Source organism: Geodermatophilus sp. SYSU D00525, assembly GCF_054050475.1.
Genome location: NZ_JBJGZK010000011.1, coordinates 142,409 through 161,124, shown reverse-complemented (window position 1 = coordinate 161,124; position 18,716 = coordinate 142,409). Strand labels below are relative to the sequence as shown.

At 72.4% G+C, this 18,716-nt stretch carries 18 protein-coding genes and 1 tRNA gene; 11 read left to right on the top strand and 8 right to left on the bottom strand.

The window, feature by feature from the left end; genetic code table 11:
• Positions 1 to 109 precede the first annotated feature (109 nt).
• The 6 genes from ACI796_RS12245 (at position 110) to ACI796_RS12220 (ending at position 6,579) form a co-directional block, all read left to right on the top strand.
• Positions 110 to 733 (top strand): histidine phosphatase family protein, encoded by a 624-nt coding sequence (locus ACI796_RS12245; RefSeq protein WP_456941508.1) that lies wholly within the window; start codon positions 110 to 112, stop codon positions 731 to 733.
• A 106-nt stretch (positions 734 to 839) separates the two neighbouring features.
• Complete coding sequence (locus ACI796_RS12240) at positions 840 to 2,255, top strand: aldehyde dehydrogenase family protein (protein ID WP_456941506.1); 1,416 nt, start codon at positions 840 to 842, stop codon at positions 2,253 to 2,255.
• 7 nt (positions 2,256 to 2,262) lie between these two features.
• Positions 2,263 to 2,868, top strand: coding sequence for an adenylate kinase (locus ACI796_RS12235; RefSeq protein ID WP_456941505.1), 606 nt, complete (start codon positions 2,263 to 2,265; stop codon positions 2,866 to 2,868).
• Between the two features lie 26 nt (positions 2,869 to 2,894).
• A complete protein-coding gene (locus tag ACI796_RS12230; protein WP_456941504.1) occupies positions 2,895 to 3,749 on the top strand; it encodes an FAD binding domain-containing protein in 855 nt (284 codons plus the stop codon).
• A complete protein-coding gene (locus tag ACI796_RS12225) occupies positions 3,746 to 4,249 on the top strand; it encodes a (2Fe-2S)-binding protein (RefSeq protein ID WP_456941503.1) in 504 nt (167 codons plus the stop codon). The genes ACI796_RS12230 and ACI796_RS12225 overlap by 4 nt, the downstream gene beginning before the upstream one ends.
• Positions 4,246 to 6,579: a xanthine dehydrogenase family protein molybdopterin-binding subunit gene (locus tag ACI796_RS12220; protein WP_456941502.1), complete on the top strand. Its 2,334-nt coding sequence runs from the start codon at positions 4,246 to 4,248 to the stop codon at positions 6,577 to 6,579. The genes ACI796_RS12225 and ACI796_RS12220 overlap by 4 nt, the downstream gene beginning before the upstream one ends.
• Before the next feature lie 474 nt (positions 6,580 to 7,053).
• Here the strand turns inward: ACI796_RS12220 and ACI796_RS12215 are convergent, their stop codons facing one another.
• Positions 7,054 to 8,175, bottom strand: coding sequence for a hypothetical protein (locus ACI796_RS12215; protein WP_456941501.1), 1,122 nt, complete (start codon positions 8,173 to 8,175; stop codon positions 7,054 to 7,056).
• Between the two features lie 161 nt (positions 8,176 to 8,336).
• Entirely contained in the window at positions 8,337 to 8,762 is a 426-nt protein-coding gene (locus ACI796_RS12210) for an SRPBCC family protein (RefSeq protein ID WP_456941500.1), read from the bottom strand.
• A gap of 926 nt (positions 8,763 to 9,688) precedes the next feature.
• Here ACI796_RS12210 and ACI796_RS12205 point away from each other — a divergent pair.
• Both ACI796_RS12205 and ACI796_RS12200 read left to right on the top strand, forming a co-directional pair.
• Positions 9,689 to 9,991 carry a helix-turn-helix domain-containing protein gene (locus ACI796_RS12205; RefSeq protein WP_456941499.1) on the top strand — a complete coding sequence of 101 codons (303 nt, stop codon included), beginning with the start codon at positions 9,689 to 9,691 and terminating at the stop codon, positions 9,989 to 9,991.
• A 167-nt stretch (positions 9,992 to 10,158) separates the two neighbouring features.
• Positions 10,159 to 11,292 carry a tyrosine-type recombinase/integrase gene (locus ACI796_RS12200; protein WP_456941498.1) on the top strand — a complete coding sequence of 378 codons (1,134 nt, stop codon included), beginning with the start codon at positions 10,159 to 10,161 and terminating at the stop codon, positions 11,290 to 11,292.
• Positions 11,293 to 11,395: 103 nt separating this feature from the next.
• Here ACI796_RS12200 and ACI796_RS12195 read toward each other — a convergent pair.
• A tRNA-Pro gene (locus tag ACI796_RS12195) sits at positions 11,396 to 11,469 on the bottom strand.
• Positions 11,470 to 11,788: 319 nt separating this feature from the next.
• On the opposite strand from ACI796_RS12195, the gene ACI796_RS12190 reads away from it, so the two are divergent.
• The gene (locus ACI796_RS12190; RefSeq protein ID WP_456941497.1) at positions 11,789 to 13,303 is read left to right on the top strand and encodes an MDR family MFS transporter; all 1,515 of its coding nucleotides are present in this window, start codon (positions 11,789 to 11,791) and stop codon (positions 13,301 to 13,303) included.
• Positions 13,304 to 13,305: 2 nt separating this feature from the next.
• Here the strand turns inward: ACI796_RS12190 and der are convergent, their stop codons facing one another.
• The 3 genes from der to aroH are packed head-to-tail and all read right to left on the bottom strand — an operon-like array spanning position 13,306 to position 15,751.
• Positions 13,306 to 14,652, bottom strand: a complete 1,347-nt coding sequence (der, locus tag ACI796_RS12185) for a ribosome biogenesis GTPase Der (protein WP_456941496.1) — start codon at positions 14,650 to 14,652, stop codon at positions 13,306 to 13,308.
• The gene (gene cmk, locus ACI796_RS12180; RefSeq protein WP_456941495.1) at positions 14,649 to 15,344 is read right to left on the bottom strand and encodes a (d)CMP kinase; all 696 of its coding nucleotides are present in this window, start codon (positions 15,342 to 15,344) and stop codon (positions 14,649 to 14,651) included. The genes der and cmk overlap by 4 nt, the downstream gene beginning before the upstream one ends.
• 44 nt (positions 15,345 to 15,388) lie before the next feature.
• Entirely contained in the window at positions 15,389 to 15,751 is a 363-nt protein-coding gene (gene aroH, locus ACI796_RS12175; protein WP_456941494.1) for a chorismate mutase, read from the bottom strand.
• A 322-nt stretch (positions 15,752 to 16,073) separates the two neighbouring features.
• Between aroH and ACI796_RS12170 the strand changes: the two genes are divergently transcribed.
• Both ACI796_RS12170 and ACI796_RS12165 read left to right on the top strand, forming a co-directional pair.
• Positions 16,074 to 16,412 carry a hypothetical protein gene (locus tag ACI796_RS12170; RefSeq protein WP_456941493.1) on the top strand — a complete coding sequence of 113 codons (339 nt, stop codon included), beginning with the start codon at positions 16,074 to 16,076 and terminating at the stop codon, positions 16,410 to 16,412.
• Positions 16,409 to 16,663, top strand: a complete 255-nt coding sequence (locus tag ACI796_RS12165; RefSeq protein ID WP_456941492.1) for a hypothetical protein — start codon at positions 16,409 to 16,411, stop codon at positions 16,661 to 16,663. The genes ACI796_RS12170 and ACI796_RS12165 overlap by 4 nt, the downstream gene beginning before the upstream one ends.
• Before the next feature lie 15 nt (positions 16,664 to 16,678).
• On the opposite strand, the gene ACI796_RS12160 is transcribed toward ACI796_RS12165, so the two are convergent.
• Complete coding sequence (locus ACI796_RS12160; RefSeq protein ID WP_456941491.1) at positions 16,679 to 17,596, bottom strand: aldose 1-epimerase family protein; 918 nt, start codon at positions 17,594 to 17,596, stop codon at positions 16,679 to 16,681.
• Positions 17,593 to 18,681: an ABC transporter ATP-binding protein gene (locus ACI796_RS12155; protein WP_456941490.1), complete on the bottom strand. Its 1,089-nt coding sequence runs from the start codon at positions 18,679 to 18,681 to the stop codon at positions 17,593 to 17,595. Before ACI796_RS12155 ends, ACI796_RS12160 begins: the two co-directional genes overlap by 4 nt.
• Positions 18,682 to 18,716 lie beyond the last annotated feature (35 nt).

Here is an 18,716-nt window from a genome sequence, read left to right as displayed (position 1 = left end):
ATATGGCGGCAACAACGAATAAAAAAAAAAAAAAAACCCAAGCCCCCCCCCCCCCCCCCCCCCCCCCGCCCCCCCCCCCCCCCCCCCCCCCCCCCCCCCCCACAGCGAGATCGCTTCGCACCGGGGGGACGTCCCGCTCACGGACAACGGGGTGGAGATCGCCCGGCAGGTCGGCCGTGACCTCGGCAAGGAGAGGCCGGCTTTCCGTGTCCTGACCGGCGGGACGTTGCGTACCCGGCAGACCGCCGAGGCCGTGGCCGAGGGGGCGCGGAGCGAGGGGGCGGAGGTCGAGGGACCTCGCGTGGCCTTCGCGCTGCGCAATCCCGACATCTACGTGGCAGGCGAACGGGTCGACATGGTGAGCAGCGCCGGTGCCCTCGCCGAGCAGGTTCCCGGCATGACCGAGGACCAGGCGGCGTCGAACCTGTTCTTCTCCGGGTTCTTCGACCACCCCGACCGGATCGGCTGGTGGCTGCGGCTACCGAACGTCCCCGGTGACGACGCGACGACTCTCGCCCGCCGCATCGACGCGTTCGCCGGCAGCCTGGCCGACCCAGGCGGCCCCACCGGTGGGCTCACCGTCGCGGTGACGCACTCCCCCGTGCTGCGCGCCTGCGCGCTGGCCCACCTCGGCGACGACCCCGGGGAGCCGCCGTGGGTGGGTGGCCTGGAGTACGCCGTCCTTCCCGACAGGTCGCTGCGGGTCAGCGCCTTCGCCATCGAACGCCCCTGACGCCGATCGACTGACGGCCTCCGTCCTCACCGACGTGCTCGTCCTCGGCTGAGCCATCGGCCGGCTCGACAACCGCCGCTGACCCACGACCAGCTAGGAGCTGCACATGCCTTCCACCGTCACCACGGTCGACCCGGCCACCGGCGAGCCACTGACGAGCTACCCCGGCTCCGACGTCGACGAGGTCCTCGCCGTCCTCGGCTCGGTGGCTGAGACGCAAGCCTCCTGGGCCGCGACCCCGGTGGAACAGAGAGCCGAGATCATCCGTGCGATCGGCGCTCAGCTGCGCAAGGACGTCGAGGAGCTCGCCGCCCTCATGACCGCCGAGATGGGCAAGCCGATCGCCGAGGCGCGCGCCGAAGTGGAGAAGTCGGCCACGGCGTGCGACTACTACGCCGACCACGGACCCGCTGCGCTGGCTCCAGTCGAGGTCGACACCGGCGACCAGCGCAGCTGGGTCGCGCACGAGCCCCTGGGCGTGGTCCTGGCCGTCATGCCCTGGAACTTCCCCTTCTGGCAGGTGCTCCGCTTCGCCGCGCCGACCCTGCTGGCGGGCAACACGGCGATCCTGAAGCACTCCCCCAACGTCACCGGCTGCGCGCTCGCCATCGAACGCGCCTTCCGGGACGCCGGCCTCCCCGAGAACGTGTTCCGCAGCATCGTCGTCGCCGAGGAGGACGTCCCCGCGGTCAGCCAGGCGCTGATCGAGGACGACCGGATCGCCGCGGTCAGCCTCACCGGCAGCGAGCGGGCCGGCTCGGCCGTCGCTGCCGCCGCCGGCCGGGCGATCAAGAAGAGCCTGCTGGAACTCGGCGGCTCCGACCCCTTCGTCGTCCTCGACGACGCCGACCTCGACCTCGCCGTCGCCGCCGCGGTCAAGAGCCGCTTCATCAACGGTGGGCAGAGCTGCCTGGCCGCCAAGCGGTTCGTCGTCCACCATGGGGTCGCCGCCGAATTCAGCCGCCGGTTCGCCGAGGCGGCGACCGAGCTGACCGTCGGACCGCCCACCGACCCGACCACGACCATCGGCCCCATGGCGCGAGCGGACCTGGTCGACGGGCTGGAGCGGCAGGTCCGCGAGTCGGTGGACGCCGGGGCCACGCTGCTGACCGGTGGTGAGCGGCTCGACCGACCGGGCGCCTGGTTCCCACCGACCGTCCTCGCCGACGTCACGCCGGAGATGCCCGTGATGGCCGAGGAGACCTTCGGACCGGTGGCCGCGGTCGTCGCGGTCGCCGACGACGACGAGGCAGCCCGCATCGCCAACACCACCCGCTACGGGCTGGCGGCCAGCGTCTGGAGCACGGACACCGAGCGCGCACTGTCCGTGGGACGGCGCATCACCTCCGGCGCGCTGTTCGTCAACGCCGTCGTCGCGTCCGACCCCCGCCTGCCGTTCGGCGGCACGAAGCGCAGCGGCTACGGCCGAGAACTCGGCGAGGCAGGCGCGATCGAGTTCACCAACGCCCGCACCTACGTCATCGGCTCGGGCGTGCTGCCCAGCGGCCCGCCCACGGAATGAGGTCCTGATGCGCGTCGTCCTGCTGGGCCCGCCGGGTGCGGGCAAGGGAACCCAGGCCCAGATCATCGCCGGGAGACTCGGTGTCCCGGCCATCTCCACCGGGGACATCTTCCGGGCCAACGTCAGCAACGGCACCGATCTCGGCCGGCAGGCCAAGGCCTTCATGGATGCCGGGGACCTGGTGCCGGACGAGATCACCGTCGCCATGGTGCTGGCTCGACTGGCCGAGACCGACGCCACCGGAGGTTTCCTCCTCGACGGCTTCCCGCGCTCCATCCCGCAGGCGGAGCGCCTGGACGAGGCGTTGGCCGAGCGGGGCCAGCGGCTCGACATCGTCCTGGAGCTCGTCGTCGACGAAGAGGAGGTCGTCCGCCGCCTCTCCGGTCGCCGGCTGCTGGTCGACGGCGAGTGGGTCGCGCGCGAGGACGACAAGCCCGAGACGGTCCGCCGCCGTCTGCAGGTGTACCGGGACCTCACGGCGCCGCTCACCGCCTTCTACGCCGCCGCGGGCCTGCTCCGTCGAATCGACGCCATCGGGGAGATCGCCGAGGTGACCAAGCGGGCATGCGCCGCACTCGGTCCCAGCCCAGTCTCCACCATCAGTCATCCCTGACCAGTCACCCCGGAAGGACGGCGAGGATGCCGAGGTACTACCGGCCGACCACCACGGCCGACGCGCTGACCGCACTGGCCGACGGCGGCGAGCGCGCACGGCCGCTCGTCGGCGGCACCGACCTGCTGGTCGGGCTCCGGCACCACACCGTCGAGCCGGACCTGCTCGTGGACCTCAAGGCGGTCACCGACCTGCCCGAGCCGATCATCGCCACGGACGACGGCGTGCGGATCGGCGCCACGTGCACGCTCGGCGAGCTCGTCGCGCATCCGGTGGCCCAGGACTGGTACCCGGCGCTGGTCGAGGCGGCCCTCACGGTGGGGTCCGTGGCCATCCGCAACCGGGCGAGCCTGGTCGCCAACTCCTGCAACGCGTCGCCCGCAGCTGACACCGCTCCCCCGCTGCTCGTGCACGACGCGCGGGTCACCATCGCGTCGCTGGACGGCGAGCGCACCGCGTCGCTCGACGAGTTCTTCCTGGGGCCACGGCGCACCCTCTGCGGGCCCGGCGAGCTGGTGACGCGCATCGATCTCCCCCACCCCTCGCCAGGCTCGGGGTCGGCCTTCCGCCGCCTCACCCGGCGGCGCGGCGTCGACCTCGCCACGGTCAGCGTGGCCGCGGGGGTGCGCTCCGACGGCGGGCTGGTCGTCGGGATGGGGGCTGTCGGGCCACGGCCGCTGCGCGCCGAGGTGCCCGGACCGGTCGACCTGGCCGACGAGGGCGCCCTGGGCGCGGCCCTCGACCAGCTGCTGTCGGCCGCGACTCCGATCTCCGACGTCCGGGGCAGCCGCGAGTACCGCCTCGCCACGCTCCGCGTCCTCGCCGCCCGTGCGGTGCACGCCGCCGCCAGCCGACGCAACCCCAGGGAGATGGCCTCATGAGCGTCAACGACCACCTCGTGGACGACGAGTTGCAGCCGGTCACGCTGACCGTGAACGGCAGCGAGCGCACCGTCGCCGTCCCCGCCCACCGCACCCTGCTGGACGGCCTCCGCGACGAGGTCGGGCTGCCGGGGACCAAGAGCTGCTGCGCCGAGGGCGAGTGCGGCGCGTGCACCGTGCTGCTCGACGGCAAGGCGGTCAACTCCTGCCTCGTCCTCTGCGTCGAGGCCGAGGGCCACGAGGTCACGACCGTCGAGGGGCTGTCCGCCGACGGCCTCACCGACCTGCAGGAGGAGTTCCTCAACGCGGGCGCGGTCCAGTGCGGCTTCTGCATCCCGGGCCAGGTCGTCTCCGCGGAGTACCTGCTGCGGACCAACCCGGCGCCCGACGAGACCGAGATCCGCGAGGCCCTGTCGGGCAACCTGTGCCGCTGCGCCGGTTACCAGCGCATCGTGCGCGCGGTGCAGGCGACCGCCGTCCGGCGAGGAGCGGCGCAGTGACCACCGCGCCGGAGCGCGCGATCGAGCAGCGCGACGACCTGGGCATCCCGGCGGATCTGCATCCGGGCGGGCAGGTCGGCCGGCCCGTGTTGCGCTACGGCGGGGACGCGCGGACCTCGGGCGCCCAGCGGTTCCTCGCCGACCTGCGCTTCCCCGGGGCGCTGCAGGTCGCGGTCGTGACGCTGCCAGTGGGCAGCGCGGACGTGCTCCGCATCGACGCGACGGCCGCCCGAGCGATCCCCGGCGTCGTCGACGTGGTGACCCCGGCGGACCTGCCCGCCCCCATGCCGCGGTTCGGCGTCTCCCACACCGACCGTCCGGTGCTGGCCGACGGCCGGGTCAACTACCACGGCGAGCCCGTGGCGGCGGTGGTCGCCGAGACCCTCGATGCGGCCCAGGCCGCCGCGCGCGCCGTCGTCGTCGACTACCGGGAGCTGCCGGGCGTCTACACCCTCGAGGCCGCCCTCGACCCGGGTGCGCAGCTCGTCCAGGACCCCTCGATCCGGCCGGGACACGCCCTCGCCGGCACCAACGTGCTCGAGGACGCGCACTACGCCTGGGGCGACCTCGAGACAGAGGAGGCGCGCACGGACGTCGTGGTCGAGAACACCTACACGTTCCCGATGGTCACGCACTTCCCGATCGAGCCCGGCGGCACCGTCGTCGTCCCGACGGACCAGGGCGGCCTCGACGTCTACTCACCCGTGCAGCACCCCTTCGTGCTGCAGCGCACGATCGCCTCGGTCATCGGACTGCCCCTCAACCAGGTGCGGGTCTTCGCGCCCGACCCCGGCGGAGGCTTCGGGGGCAAGCAGAACCCCAAGATCGAGCCGCTGATCGCCTTCCTCGCGCTCCGGACCCGGCGGACCTGCCGGATCGTGCTGTCCCTGGAGGAGACCTTCCAGAGCATGCGGCGTGCCGGCTGCCGGATAGCCGCCCGGACCGGCTTCACGTCCGACGGCGCGCTCACGTTCCACCAGGTGTGGGCCGACTTCCAGATCGGCGCCTACGCCGACGTGGCCCCACGAGTCATGGGCAAGGGCAGCTACGTCGCGGCCGGGCCCTACCGCATCCCCGGTGTGCGGATCGACGCCCGCGCCGTCATGACCAACACGACGCCCAGCACCGCCTTCCGCGGCTTCGGCAGCCCGCAGGTCGCGTGGGCGATCGAGTCGCAGCTCGACGCGGGCGCGAGGGAGCTGGGCTTGGACGGCCTGGAGATCCGTCGGCGGAACCTGGTCGCCCAGGGCGAGGCTTTCGTGCGCGGCGAGTCCGAGGCCGCGGCCGACGGCAGGTGGCACGAGAGCCTGGAGAAGGCCGCCGAGCTGATCGACTGGGGGACGCCGCTCCTCCCCAACAGGGGCCGTGGCATCGCGGTGGGCATCAAGCCGGGCGCCACCTCGGGGCTGTCGCAGAGTCTCGTGCGGCTGCTGGCCGACGGCAGCGCGATCGTCTACGCGGGCACCTCCGACATGGGCCAGGGCGCCCGGACGCTGTGGCAGCAGATCCTCGCGGACGAGCTCGGGGTGGCGCTCGACCACGTCTCAGTGGTCAGCGGCGACACCGGCACCGTGCCCTTCGACCTCCAGACCTCGGCGAGCCGGTCGACGGTGTTCATGGGCTCGGCCGTACTCGAGGCCTGCCAGGACGTGCGCCGGCGGGTGCTGGAGCTCTACGCCGAGTCGAAGGACGTCCCCGCCGACGAGTTGTCCGAGCGTCCCGGCGTGCTGGTCACTCCCGACGGCGAGCTGAGCCTGCCCGAGGCGGCCCGGCAGGCACTGGGCCCGCTGCGCGGGGAGTTCATCGGCCAGGGCACCCGGCGGCTGCGCGGCAAGAGCAAGCACCCGCTCGGCGGCGACGCCGCCTTCTACGAGTTCAACGCCACCGCCATCGAGGTGGAGGTGGACCGGGAGACAGGAGAGCTGCTCCTCACCAGGCACGTGACGGTGAGCGACGTCGGCACGGAGCTCAACCCGCTGCAGGTGGTCTCCCAGGACGAAGGCGCCGCGATCATGGGACTGGGCCACAGCCAGATGGAGCAACTGCTGCTCGACGAGCACGGACGAATCCGCAACCTCGGCGCCCTGGACTACCGCATTCCCACGTTCAAGGACGTCCCGGTGGAGCTGGTGAGCGCCGCCGTCGAGAACCACGACGGTCCAGGGCCCTACGGGTCGAAGGGAATCAGCGAAGGCGCGCTGCTGTGCACGGCCGGGGCCCTCGCCGCGGCAGTCACGGACGCCACCGGCGTAGTGATACGGGACCTCCCCCTGACACCGGAGCGGGTCTGGGCCTCGATCCAGGAGGCCGCGACCGACCGGCCCGGCTGAGCACGCGCCTCCCGCGGTGAGGACCCGGACTGCCCGGAGGCCTGGCTAGGGCCACCGCGACGCCTGGGTCCAGCAGCGCGTCGACGGCGACCTCGTCACCGGGACGACGTCTCCCGGCCGGCAGCCCTGCCCCGGCCCACATCGCGGCGGTGAGCAACGACGCGGACGGGTCGTGCTCACCGGGCTCGAGCACGAACGTGCTCCAGCAGCCGATCGCATGCCTGGCCTCCGGCAGGCGAACAGCAGCGACCGAGCCCTTAGGGCACGTCACATAGGCGCCCTCCAGACGAGCCAGGCGCTGGTGTCCCTGAGCGGCCGACTTTGGGACATCCGTCCAGCCATACTCCGTCGGAGCGTCCCTCGGTTGGCCCTGCCCCAAGTCCTCGTTATGTCCGACTACGCCCGCTTCACGTGATCGAGTTGTCCGGACGTTTCTCGATTGCATTGGGCGGCTGCGCCGTTAGCCGAAGCTTGTCAAGGGCCCCACCACTGAACCTGAACGTCCTTCACCTCCACTCCGTCGCCCATCTCCCAACTGATGGTGTCTGACGGGGTGATCTCGAGCGATCCATCCTCCCTCCTAACAGCACTTTGGATGGTCGACGAATCGAGTGAGAACTGAGGATATTGACGCAAGGGATGAGTCAAGTGGTCGACTCCCCCGACCATGACCGCGGTTACGTATCGCGACAGGGGAGCGCAAGCAAGTGGCGACGCGGAATCGCCTGACCCCATCTCCTCAGCAAAAGACTCCTCCACGCCCAGGAGTTGCAGTATCGCCTCACGAAGATAAGCGGCGATGGTCCGATAATGAGTACCTGAGAGTTGGCGAATCTTCACCATGTCCAGATAGCCGTGCTCCAAGCCATCACTGGCCTCACGCGCTTCTGCGTACGCTTCCGCGTCTCCTCGGCAGAGAACCCGTCTACGAACCTCGGAATCCAGTTGCTTCAGCTCTATGCCCCACTCGGCGAGCAGGTCATCTCTCGAGCCTGCACGCGCGACCTCTCGCGCCCGCGCGATCGGGGTGAGAGCCTCCATAGCCATCCAGGCATGCGCTATTGCCATTATCTCCATGCCGGGACGCATGTATCGAAGCGTCTCGATGTATTGCCCAACGGCTCTCAGCATGCGCGCGGGATCATTTATTCGATGAACCGCCCTGAGGATCGCGTCGAAGTGCTCGCCGTTCGGGCGGCGCATGACGCGGGGTATGCCGACCTCCCGGTCGAAAAGTTGTTGCCAGAGCTGGTGCTCTTGCACGGCCGGAGTCGCATCGAATACCAACTCAAGCTGCAAGTAATCCATGGCAGCATTGGCCGCCAAGGACAGCATCTGCAATATTATGCTCGTAACTTGGGGTCCGTGTTGCATCGCGTCTTCAATCGTTGGCGCAGGCATCGAAACCTCGCACCAGAGATGGCGCGGAACCGAGCCACGGTCTCCGAGATCCTCATAAAAGGTTCGAATTGCTACGACACCCTCACCGAAGGCGGTCGCGACCGACACTGTGAACGTCTGATCCTCGTCCAGTCGCACGGCGGACTGGCAGCGAACGACAACAACGAAGCGGGGTAGCGCAGTAGGGGCTTCCACGGACGGGACGGTATCCATCCGCAACTGCGGGGCACTCGCGCCGGCGCAGCAATCTGGTACGGGCCTCGGCCCGACAGCTCACCGGACGAGCGCCCACGTCCCTAAAGCCGCCTTCAGGGACGGTCTCCAGCCACCGCGGCTGACTCGCGCATGGCCTAGCTTCACACCTGTCGTTCGCTCCTGGCCTTGATCCCCTCGGCCTCGGCGATGAGGTAGCGATCGGTCAGCCGGCGGTAGAACCGTCCCATCACCACGCCCACGGGCCCGGCCTGCTCCACCGCCAGGGTGACGCGCGTGCCGCCGACGCCGAGATCCTCGAGCAGGTGCCGAGCGGTGGTGCGGACGCCCGGACCGGTGGCCACCCAGGTGAACGAGCGGCTCGGCTCGAGCTCCGTGACCACGTACTCGGTCGAAGGGATCCGGGGCTGCTCCACCCGAACCCGGGACCCGACGGTGAGTGGCCCGTCGTCCAAGCGTCGAACGGAGGTCACCGTCGGCGCCCACTCCGGCCACAACTCGACCTCGCTCAGCACCTTCCAGACCTGCTCGACCGGCGCCTCGACGTCGATCCTGGTGCTCTGCTCCACCAGGTCATCCTGCTCTCATCGCCACCGGAGATGGCCAAGATCAAGTGCCACACACCTCTTGCATTGTCGGCCGCGGCTTTCGTCGTGATGATTAGGATGGCCGCCATGGCCAGGAGGCGGAGGGAACAGCGAGAGCCCAATCAGCAGCCACGGACAGCGGCGTCTCCGAAGCCTGCGCCCAGCGTCGATGCCGGACGCGCAGAGGCGACTTCCGTTGCGGCCGATCCGAGTGATCGCCGCCGAGCAGCGACGACCTGCGGATGGTGCGGCGGACCGATCCAGCCGAAGGCCCGCGGGCGCATCCCCACCTGGTGCTCACCGGCATGCCGGCAACGCGCCTGGGAGCAATCACGGGCCGCGGCCTCCGGCCTCAGCGCAGTCCATGTCGTCGAGCGGCGCGTGGAGGTCCCGATGCGGCAGCCGCTCACTCGCCGAGACTGGCCCCAGGCGCTACAGGAGCTGGCTCAGCAGATTGATGACGGGCGGATCTACGACCGCGACCTCTCCGGGCTGTCCGTTGCTCTCGACGCCGTCCTCGACGCCTACAACCGCCGGCCCTACGTCCGCCTCCGAGCTGCCGACGAGCACCGCATGACCTGGGGTCCCCGACACCCGTCCCGCTGACGTGTGCGCCTGGGACAACGGGCGTACCGGAGGTCTACTGCAGGCGCCGTTCTGCAGACCGCCTCGGGAACGTGTCCTGAGCGGCCCTCTCCAGCTCTCCTCCAGTTGAGGCTCCGGGACCTGGAGAACAGTCGCAGCCCCGAGCCCCCCGCCGTGTCGACAGCGCATGCCTGGTCGCAGATGCACTGGAGGAGCACCCGAGACCGTTCCCCCATCGTCGACGGACGCACCGCATCAGCCGCCGTGCGCGAATGGCCGCAGTCGGGCGTCGGCGGGCGGAGTGGAAATGCGGAGGAGATGACATGGGCGACCCGGAGCGCCTTCACGACCTGCTGGCCAGCAATCCCCTGCTGCTGACCCCCGAGGAGGCAGCGACGGTCCTCCGCATCGGTCGGACGACCATCTACGCGCTCATGAAGGCCGGCGACCTACGCCCGGTGCACATCGGCCGCAGTTGCCGACTCCCCCGCACCGAGCTCGAGCGCTACGTCCGCTGCCTGGAGACGTCCGCGAACGCCGCGCCGGCACCGACGGCCGAGCGCCATGCAGCAGGCTCTCCGCGACGTCGGATCGACGCCAGCCCACGCCGCATACACGCCCGATAGCCGTCCCGCCTCTCGGCTGGGGACAACGCCGCCGCCATCCACCGGTTTGTCCCGCCGGCGGCTGCACCAGGCGCACCCGTGGTGACGTCGCCCAGCTGGTCTCGGGACCGCAGGTCGCCGGCAGGGAGCGAGTGCCCGGGTAGGCCGACATCGCCGGAGGAGTCGACGTGGCAAGACGCGCGAACGGCGAGGGGTCGATCTTCCGGCGGAAGGACGGCACCTGGTCGGCAGAACTCAGCTACCGAGACGACCACGGCACCCTGAAACGTCGGACGGTCCACGGGAAGACGCAGGCCGAGGTCCGGGCCAAGCTCCGCGAGGTCCGCGAGCGGATCGAGTCCGGAGCACCGGTCAAAGACGCCTCCATGACGGTGGCCGCATGGCTTGAGGACTGGATCACCAAGTCGCTTGCCGCCAGCGACCGCAAGCAGGCAACCAAGGACCTCTACGCCACCCTCGCCCGCACCCACCTCGCGCCCACGGTCGGGACGATTTCCCTCGGCCGGCTGCGTCCCTCAGACGTCGAAGCGCTCATCGTCACCAAGCGGGACGCCGGCCTGGCTGCATCAACGGTGCGGACGATCTACACCGTCCTGCGGGCGGCGCTCGACGTCGCCGCTCGCGACGGGCTGATCCGCAACAACCCCGCGGCCGCCGTCAAGCGGCCCGGCGTCGAGCGCAAGGACGGGCCGCACCTGCCCACGGAGCAGGCGCATGCACTCCTACACGCGATCCGTGGCGACCGGTTGGAGAGCCTGTTCCGGCTCATGCTGGCCACCGGGCTGCGCCGCGGAGAGGCGCCGGCCCTTCACTGGTCCGACGTGGACCTCGACTCCGGGCTACTGCGGGTCCGCTGGACCCTCGCCCGGACCTCTCAGGGGCTGCGGCTCGACGAGCCCAAGACCGACAAGTCCCGCCGGACCGTGCCACTCCCCCGCTCGGCCATCGAGACGCTCCAGGTGCACCGAACCCGGCAACTGGAGGAACAGCGCACGGCTGTCGGAGCCTGGCAGGACCACGGCCTGGTCTTCACAACCGAGATCGGCACACCGCTCGAACCCCGCAACGTCCTACGGCGCTTCGAAGTCCTCGCCGCGCGCGCCAGCCTCCGCGGCATCACCCTGCACACCCTCCGGCACTCCGCGGCCAGCTTCCTGCTGGCGGCCGGAACCCACACCAAGGTGGTCCAGGAGCACCTCGGTCACTCGTCCTATGCGATCACTGCCGACATCTACAGCCACGTCGGCCCCGCCCAGCAGCGCGAGGCCGCCGACCGGCTCGAGCAGGCACTCCGCTGGTGACCGCTGCTGTATCGAGCGCCGCGTTGCTGTACGCGTTGCTGTACTGACGCGAGAGGCGGGCCACCCTCGTCGGGTGACCCGCCTCTGACCTGCGGTGTCGCTGTCGGGCTGACAGGATTTGAACCTGCGACCCCTTGACCCCCAGTCAAGTGCGCTACCAAGCTGCGCTACAGCCCGAGCGCCGGGCGGCTCGCGCCGCCCGATCGCTGCGTAGAGCAGGTTACCGCACCTGCTCCCCCGCTCCGCCCGGTGGTCGGCCGCGTGCCGCGGTGAGTCGTTCGCCGGCCTCCCACAGCCGGCGCCGGACGTCGGGGTCGCTGCCCTGTCCGGGCGTGGGCAGCTCCCGGCGCCGCGCGAACAGCTTGCCCGTCACGGTCGCCGTCTCCGGGGCGGTCGCCGGCCACAGCACCGTGTCCGCGCCCTGCTCGGGCGTGCGGCCGAAGCGGTGTCGGGAATGCGCGACGACGGCCGGCGTTGGTGGTTGACCGTGACAACCGTGACCCGGGCCTCGGTCGGGCTCCGTTCCGAGCGCGGCCCCGTGCTCGGGGCGGTCATGCTCAGCACCGCGCTGATCGCCCTCGACAGCACGATCATCGCCACCGCCGTCCCCGCCGTCGTCGACGACCTCGGCGGGTTCAGCCAGTTCCCCTGGCTGTTCAGCGTCTACCTGCTGACCCAGGCGGTGACCGTGCCGGTCTACGGCAAGCTCGCCGACGTCCTCGGGCGCAAGCCGGTGCTGCTGTTCGGCATCGCGGTGTTCGTCGCCGCCTCGCTGTTCTGCGGCCTGGCCTGGTCGATGCCGGCGCTGATCGTCGGGCGGGCGCTGCAGGGCATCGGCGCCGGCGCCATCCAGCCGATCGGCATGACCGTCATCGGCGACATCTACACCGTCGAGGAGCGCGCCCGGGTCCAGGGCTACCTCGCCTCGGTGTGGGGCGTCTCGTCGGTGCTCGGGCCCACGCTCGGCGGCGTCTTCAGCGACTACCTGTCCTGGCGCTGGATCTTCCTGGTCAACCTGCCGCTGGGCGCGCTGGCGTTCGTCGCGCTGCTGCGCCGGTGGAGCGAGCGCGTCGAGCGCCGCGAGCACCGCTTCGACGTCGCCGGAGCCGTGCTGCTGTCGGCCGGGTTCGCGCTGCTGATCCTCGGGCTGCTGCAGGGCGGCAGCGCGTGGGCCTGGACGTCGGGGACGTCGATCGCGGTCCTCGCGACGGCGGTCGTCCTGCTCGCGGCCTTCGCGGTCGTCGAGCGGCGGGCCGCGGAGCCGGTGCTGCCGCCGTGGGTGCTGCGCCGCCGGATCCTGCTGTCCGGCAACGTGGCCGCCCTCGGCCTCGGCGCGCTGCTGATCGGGCTGAGCTCCTACCTGCCGACCTGGGCGCAGGGCGTCCTCGGCGCCGGTGCGCTCGAGGCCGGCTTCGCCCTCGCCGCGCTGACCCTCGGCTGGCCGATCGCGGCGAGCCTCGCCGGCCGGCTCTACCTGCGGATCGGCTTCCGCAACACCGCGCTGATCGGCGTCGCGCTCGCCGTCGCCGGGACCGTCGGGACGGCGCTGCTCGGCGCCGACGCCCGGCTGTGGCAGGTCGGCGCGTGGATGTTCGTCACCGGCGCGGGCCTCGGGCTGTCGTCGTCGCCGCTGATCGTCGCGGTGCAGTCGGTGGTCGGCTGGGACCGGCGCGGCGTCGTCACCGCCACCAACATGTTCGCCCGGTCGATGGGGTCGGCGGTCGGCGCGGCGGTGTTCGGCGCGATTGCGAACACCACGCTGGCCGCCCGGTTCGCCTCACCACCGCCGGGCCTGGACGGCGCGGTCCCCACCGACGTCGACAGCACCACCGCGGCGCTGTCGCAGGGCGGCGCCGTCGCGGAGTTCGCGCGGGAGAGCCTGCACGCGGCCTCGCACGGCGTGTTCGTCGCGACCGCCGTGACCGCCGTCGTCATCGCGCTGGCGGTGCTGGCCATGCCCCGCCGGACCGAGCCGCTGCGCTTCGACGACGACCCGGCCCCGGCGGGCTGACCTCAGCCGCGCCGGTCGTTCCCCCGGCCCTCGCGGACCTTGACCGAGATGTCCAGCGGCGTGCCGCCGAAGCCGAACCGCTCGCGCAGCTTGCGCTCGAGGAACCGGCGGTAGCCGGCCTCGAGGAACCCGGTCGAGAAGACGACGAACCGCGGCGGCCGGACGTCGGCCTGCGTCACGTACTTGATCTTCGGGGCGCGCCCGCCGCGGGCCGGCGGCGGCGTCTCCTGCACCAGCTGCCGCACGTAGGCGTTGAGCTCCGCCGTCGGCACCCGGGTCTCCCACGAGGCGAGCGCGGCGCGCAGGTGGTCCGGCAGCTTGCCGATCCCCCGGCCGGTGGCCGCGGAGATGTTGACCCGGCTGGCCCACCGGACGCGCGCGAGGTCGCGCTCGACCTCGCGCTCCAGCTGGGCGTGCCGGTCCTCGTCGAGGGTGTCCCACTTGTTGAACGCGATGACCAGCGCGCGGCCGGCCTCGATCACCTGGGTGATCACCCGCTGGTCCTGCTCGCTGATCACCTCGTCGGCGGCGAGCAGGACGACGGCGACCTCGGCGGCCTGGATCGCGGCCTCGGTGCGCAGGCTCGCGTAGTACTCCGTGCCGCTCGCCGTCGACACCTTGCGGCGCAGGCCCGCGGTGTCGACGAACCGCCACTCCTCGCCGCCGAGGGTGATGATCGAGTCGACCGGGTCGACGGTGGTGCCGGCCACCGAGTCGACGACCGAGCGCTCCTCCTTGGCCAGCCGGTTGAGCAGGCTGGACTTGCCCACGTTGGGCCGCCCGACCAGCGCCACGCGGCGCGGGCCGCCCTCCTCGGGCTGCTCCCGCGGCGCCTCGGGCAGCGCGTCGAGCACCAGGTCGAGCAGGTCACCGCTGCCCCGCCCGTGCAGCGCGCTCACCGGCTGCGGCTCCCCCAGCCCCAGCGACCACAGCTCGGCGGCGTTGGCCTCGCTGCGCTCGTCGTCGATCTTGTTCGCGACGACGATCACCGGCCGGTCGCTGCGGCGCAGGATGCGCGCGGCGGCCAGGTCGGTGTCGGTGGCGCCCACCCGGCTGTCGACGACGAACACGATGACGTCGGCGGTGCGCATCGCGAACTCGGCCTGCCGGCTGATCGACGCGCCCAGCCCCTCGGCCTTCGGGTCCCAGCCGCCGGTGTCGGTGACGGTGAACCGCCGCCCGTTCCACAGCGCCTCGTAGGAGATCCGGTCGCGGGTCACGCCCGGCACGTCCTGCACCACCGCCGCGCGCCGGCCCAGGAACCGGTTCACCAGCGTCGACTTGCCCACGTTGGGCCGGCCGACGATCGCCACCACCGGCAGCGGACCGCCGGTGCCCTCCTCGCTCATGCCCTCTCCCCTGCCCCGACCGCCGAGAGCGCCAGGTCGACGATGCGGTCGACGACGGCCTCCCGGTCCAGGTCGGTGCTGTCCACGACCACCGCGTCGGCGGCCGGCCGCAGCGGGCTGTCCGCGCGGCTGCTGTCGTACTCGTCCCGGCGGCGCATGTCGGCGGCGAGCGCCGCGACCTCGGCCGCGGTGCTCAGGCCCAGCTGGGCGGCCCGCCGCTGCGCGCGCGCCTCGGGCGCGGCGGTCAGGTAGACCTTCACCGTCGCGTCGGGCAGCACCACGGTGCCGATGTCGCGGCCCTCGACGACGACGGCGTCGGCGGCGGCCACCAGGGCGCGCTGCTGGTCGACCAGCTGCCGGCGCACCGCGGGCACCGCCGAGACCGCCGAGACGTTGCGGGTCACCTCGGCGCCGCGGATCCGCACCGCGACGTCGGTGCCGTCGACCTCGACCCGCTCGGTGTCGGCCGCCGTCCCCACCTCGATGCGCGCGCCGGCCACCACGCGGGCCACCGCCCCGGCGTCCCCGGGGTCGACGCCGGCGTCGAGGACGGCCACGGTCGCGGCCCGGTACATCGCACCGGTGTCGAGGTAGGCCGCGCCCAGCCGGGTCGCCGCCGCTCGCGCGACGCTGGACTTGCCCGTGCCCGACGGCCCGTCGAGGGTCACCTGGCCACGGAACCGCGCGCTCACTGCGCCGTCACCCCGCGCAGTGGTGTCCGCTCGCCGGCGCTCGCTCACTGCGCGATGTCCCGTCGCAGCGCCACGGCACCCCGCAGGTACACGTGCTGGATGTCCTCCCGCGGCCGCTCGGTCTCCACGTGCGCCATGAGCCGCAGCACCCGCGGCAGTGCGTGCTCCACGCCGATCTCCGTGGCGCACATCAGCGGCACGTCGCCCATCCCGAGCTCGCGGGCGGCCAGCGCCGGGAACTCCGAGACCAGGTCCGGGGTGGCGGTGAACAGGATGCTGATGATGTCGTCGTGGTGGAGGCCGTTGCGCTCGACCACGGTGCTCACCAGCTCCCGGGTGGCCTCGAGGACCTGCTCGCGCTCGTCGGCGTCCACCTGCGTCGCGCCCCGGATGGCCCGTACGGCCACGTGCACCCTCCTCGGTCGGTACCGGCTCCCGGATCAGGGGTGCCCGGTCGAGTCTAGGTACCCCGCGCCACCTCCCCGCCGCCGGTGACCGCACCCGTCGGCGCCCCCCGTGCCTTCCCCGTCCGCGCCCGGACCTGCCATTGCCAAGTGGTTGGGGATAACGGGAATGCGCGGAGTGCCGGGCACCGGTGGCCCCGCTTCCTCGACGGGGACGTGCGGACCGTGACGGGCCGCACTCCTTGCGTGTCGGCCCGCGGTGGACCGGGCCGTCCCCGGGACCTAGGGCCCTGGGGATTCCGGACGGATTCGTCACGGTGAGGGGGTGAGTCGAGAAGAGGCCCACCGCCGCACCGCCGCCCGACGACGGCGTGCCCCCTCGGGACCGCCCGCGATCCAGCGGGAGCCCGAGGACGGCGCCCGTCCGCTGCCCCCGCTGTCCACCGCGCGCACCGACCGGACCACCGGCGTCATCAGCGTCCGCGGCCGTCTCGACCGGATCGGCGCCGAGGCGCTGTGCCGGACCGTGACCGGGCTCCGGCGGCTGGGCCACCGGCAGGTCGTCGTGCGGCTCGACACGGCGACCGTGGCTGACGACGCCCGTGCGCTGCTCGCCGACCTCGCCCGCCGGATGCCCGCCGGCGAGCGCCTCGTGCTGCGGTGAGCGCGGACACGCGGCGCCGCGAGCACTGGACGATGGGCGCGGACGACGTGCGCCCCCTCGAGTGCGGCGGGGAGTCGCTGGACCTGCCGGTGGGCCGCCTGCACGCGGTGGGCGGCGACGGGCTGCTGGTCGGCCGGTCGGTGTGCCTGGCGCCGGTGACGCTGCTCGACCCGGCGGTGTGGTCCTGGCCCGAGGACCGGGACGACGCCGGCGACCCGCTGTGCTGGATCTGCCTCGCCCTGACCGCCTGACCCCCGCTCCGGCGGTCAGAGCGGGCGGATGCCCCAGGTGCCGGTCGTGGACTCCCCCGGCGCCAGCCGCCGCACGGCCTCGCCGGTGCGGAACGCGTCCGGCGGGCACGTCATCGGCTCGACGGCGAGCCCGTGCCGGCGGCGCGACGGCGGCTCGACGACGTCGCCGGTGAACACCTGCAGGTGCCCGTAGGAGGCGTCCATCCAGACCGCGGCGCCGCTGCCGTCGGGGCGGACCAGCCGCACCTCGGCGAGGCCGTCGGCGTCGCGGGCGAGGTCGGTGAAGCAGTCGTCGACCACCAGGTCGCCGACCCGCCGGCCTCCCCGCAGGTCGAACGGCGTCCCCTCCACCGGCTCGCGGCCGACCGGCAGCAGCCGGTCGTCGGTCAGCAGCCGGGTGGCCGCGGGCAGGGTGAGCGTGCAGTCGTCGACGAGCAGCCCCGGGCCTACGGCGAGGTAGGGGTGGTGCCCCTCGCCGTAGGGCAGGTCGGTGGCGCCCTCGTTGGTGGCGGTGGTGGTCACCCGCAGACCGTCGTCGGTGAGCTCCCACGCCACCTGCAGCCGCAGGCTGAAGGGGTACCCCGGCTGCGGGTGCAGCAGGTGGCCGAGGACGACGCGGTCCTCGGCCCGCTCGAGCACCCGCCAGGGCACGTGCCGCACCAGCCCGTGGATCGCCGTCCCCCGCTCGGGCTCGGTCACCGGGGTGACGTGCCGGACGCCGTCCCAGGACCAGACGCCGTCGCGCAGCCGGTTGGGCCAGGGCGCGAGCACGTGCCCGCGCACGTCGGCGGCCATCTCGGCGGTGTCGTAGCCGTCGACGACGTCGCGGCCGCCGGCCCGGTAGGTGCGCAGGCCGCCGCCGACCTCGACGACGACGGCCTCGGCGTCGCCGCGGCGGAGGACGTGCTGCTCGCCGGTGGGCGGGAGGCTCACCCGAGCCGCTCGCCGTCGACGGTGGAGAACAGGTGCACGTGGCCGGCGCGCGGCGTGACGTGCACCCGGTCGCCCTTGACCGGCGGGCGGCGGCCGTCGACCCGGACGGTCACGGTGTGCCGGGTCCCGTCGAGGTCGGCCCCCTCCAGGAGGGCATGGCCGTACACGTAGGCGTCGGCGCCGAGCTCCTCGACGACGTCGACCTCCACCGGGATGCCGTGCTCGCCGACCTCGAGGTCCTCGGGGCGGACGCCGAGCACCACCCGGTCGGCGGCCGCGCGGCCGAGCACCTCGCGCTCGACCGGGTGCACGGTGTCGCCGAACCGGACGCCGCCGTCGGTCACCGGCAGCTCGACGAGGTTCATCGCCGGCGACCCGAGGAAGCCCGCGACGAAGACGTTGCGGGGCCGGTCGTAGAGGTCCCGCGGCCGGCCTGCCTGCATGAGCAGCCCGTCCTTGAGGACGGCGACCCGGTCGCCCATCGTCATGGCCTCGACCTGGTCGTGGGTGACGTAGACGGTGGTGATGCCCAGGCGCCGCTGCAGCGCGGCGATCTGGGTGCGGGTCTGCACGCGGAGCTTGGCGTCGAGGTTGGACAGCGGCTCGTCCATCAGGAAGACCTGCGGCTGGCGGACGATCGCCCGGCCCATGGCCACGCGCTGCCGCTGCCCGCCGGAGAGGGCCTTGGGCTTGCGGTCGAGGTACTGCTCGAGGTCGAGCAGCTTCGCCGCCTCGCGCACCCGCTCGCCGATCTCGGCCTTGCCGACCTTGGCCATCTTGAGCGCGAAGGCCATGTTGTCGGCGACGGTCATGTGCGGGTACAGCGCGTAGTTCTGGAACACCATCGCGATGTCGCGGTCCTTGGCCGGCAGGTCGGTGACGTCGCGGTCGCCGATGAGGATGCGGCCGCCGTCGACGTCCTCGAGGCCGGCGAGCATCCGCAGCGAGGTGGACTTGCCGCACCCGGACGGGCCGACGAGGACGAGGAACTCGCCGTCCTCGACCTGCAGGTCCAGCGCGTCGACGGCGGGCCGCTCGGCGCCGGGGTAGACACGGGTCGCGGAGTCGTAGGTGACAGTGGCCATGGGGGTGCTCCTCGGGGGTACGGCGACGGTGCCGG

What these genes read in the sequence shown, in the direction of transcription:
- ACI796_RS12240 (WP_456941506.1), top strand. Translation starts at nt 840, where the DNA reads ATGCCTTCCACCGTCACCACGGTCGACCCGGCCACCGGCGAGCCACTG.
- ACI796_RS12235 (WP_456941505.1), top strand. Translation starts at nt 2,263, where the DNA reads ATGCGCGTCGTCCTGCTGGGCCCGCCGGGTGCGGGCAAGGGAACCCAG.
- ACI796_RS12230 (WP_456941504.1), top strand. Translation starts at nt 2,895, where the DNA reads ATGCCGAGGTACTACCGGCCGACCACCACGGCCGACGCGCTGACCGCA.
- ACI796_RS12225 (WP_456941503.1), top strand. Translation starts at nt 3,746, where the DNA reads ATGAGCGTCAACGACCACCTCGTGGACGACGAGTTGCAGCCGGTCACG.
- ACI796_RS12205 (WP_456941499.1), top strand. Translation starts at nt 9,689, where the DNA reads ATGGGCGACCCGGAGCGCCTTCACGACCTGCTGGCCAGCAATCCCCTG.
- der (WP_456941496.1), bottom strand. Translation starts at nt 14,652, where the DNA reads ATGAGCGAGGAGGGCACCGGCGGTCCGCTGCCGGTGGTGGCGATCGTC.
- ACI796_RS12155 (WP_456941490.1), bottom strand. Translation starts at nt 18,681, where the DNA reads ATGGCCACTGTCACCTACGACTCCGCGACCCGTGTCTACCCCGGCGCC.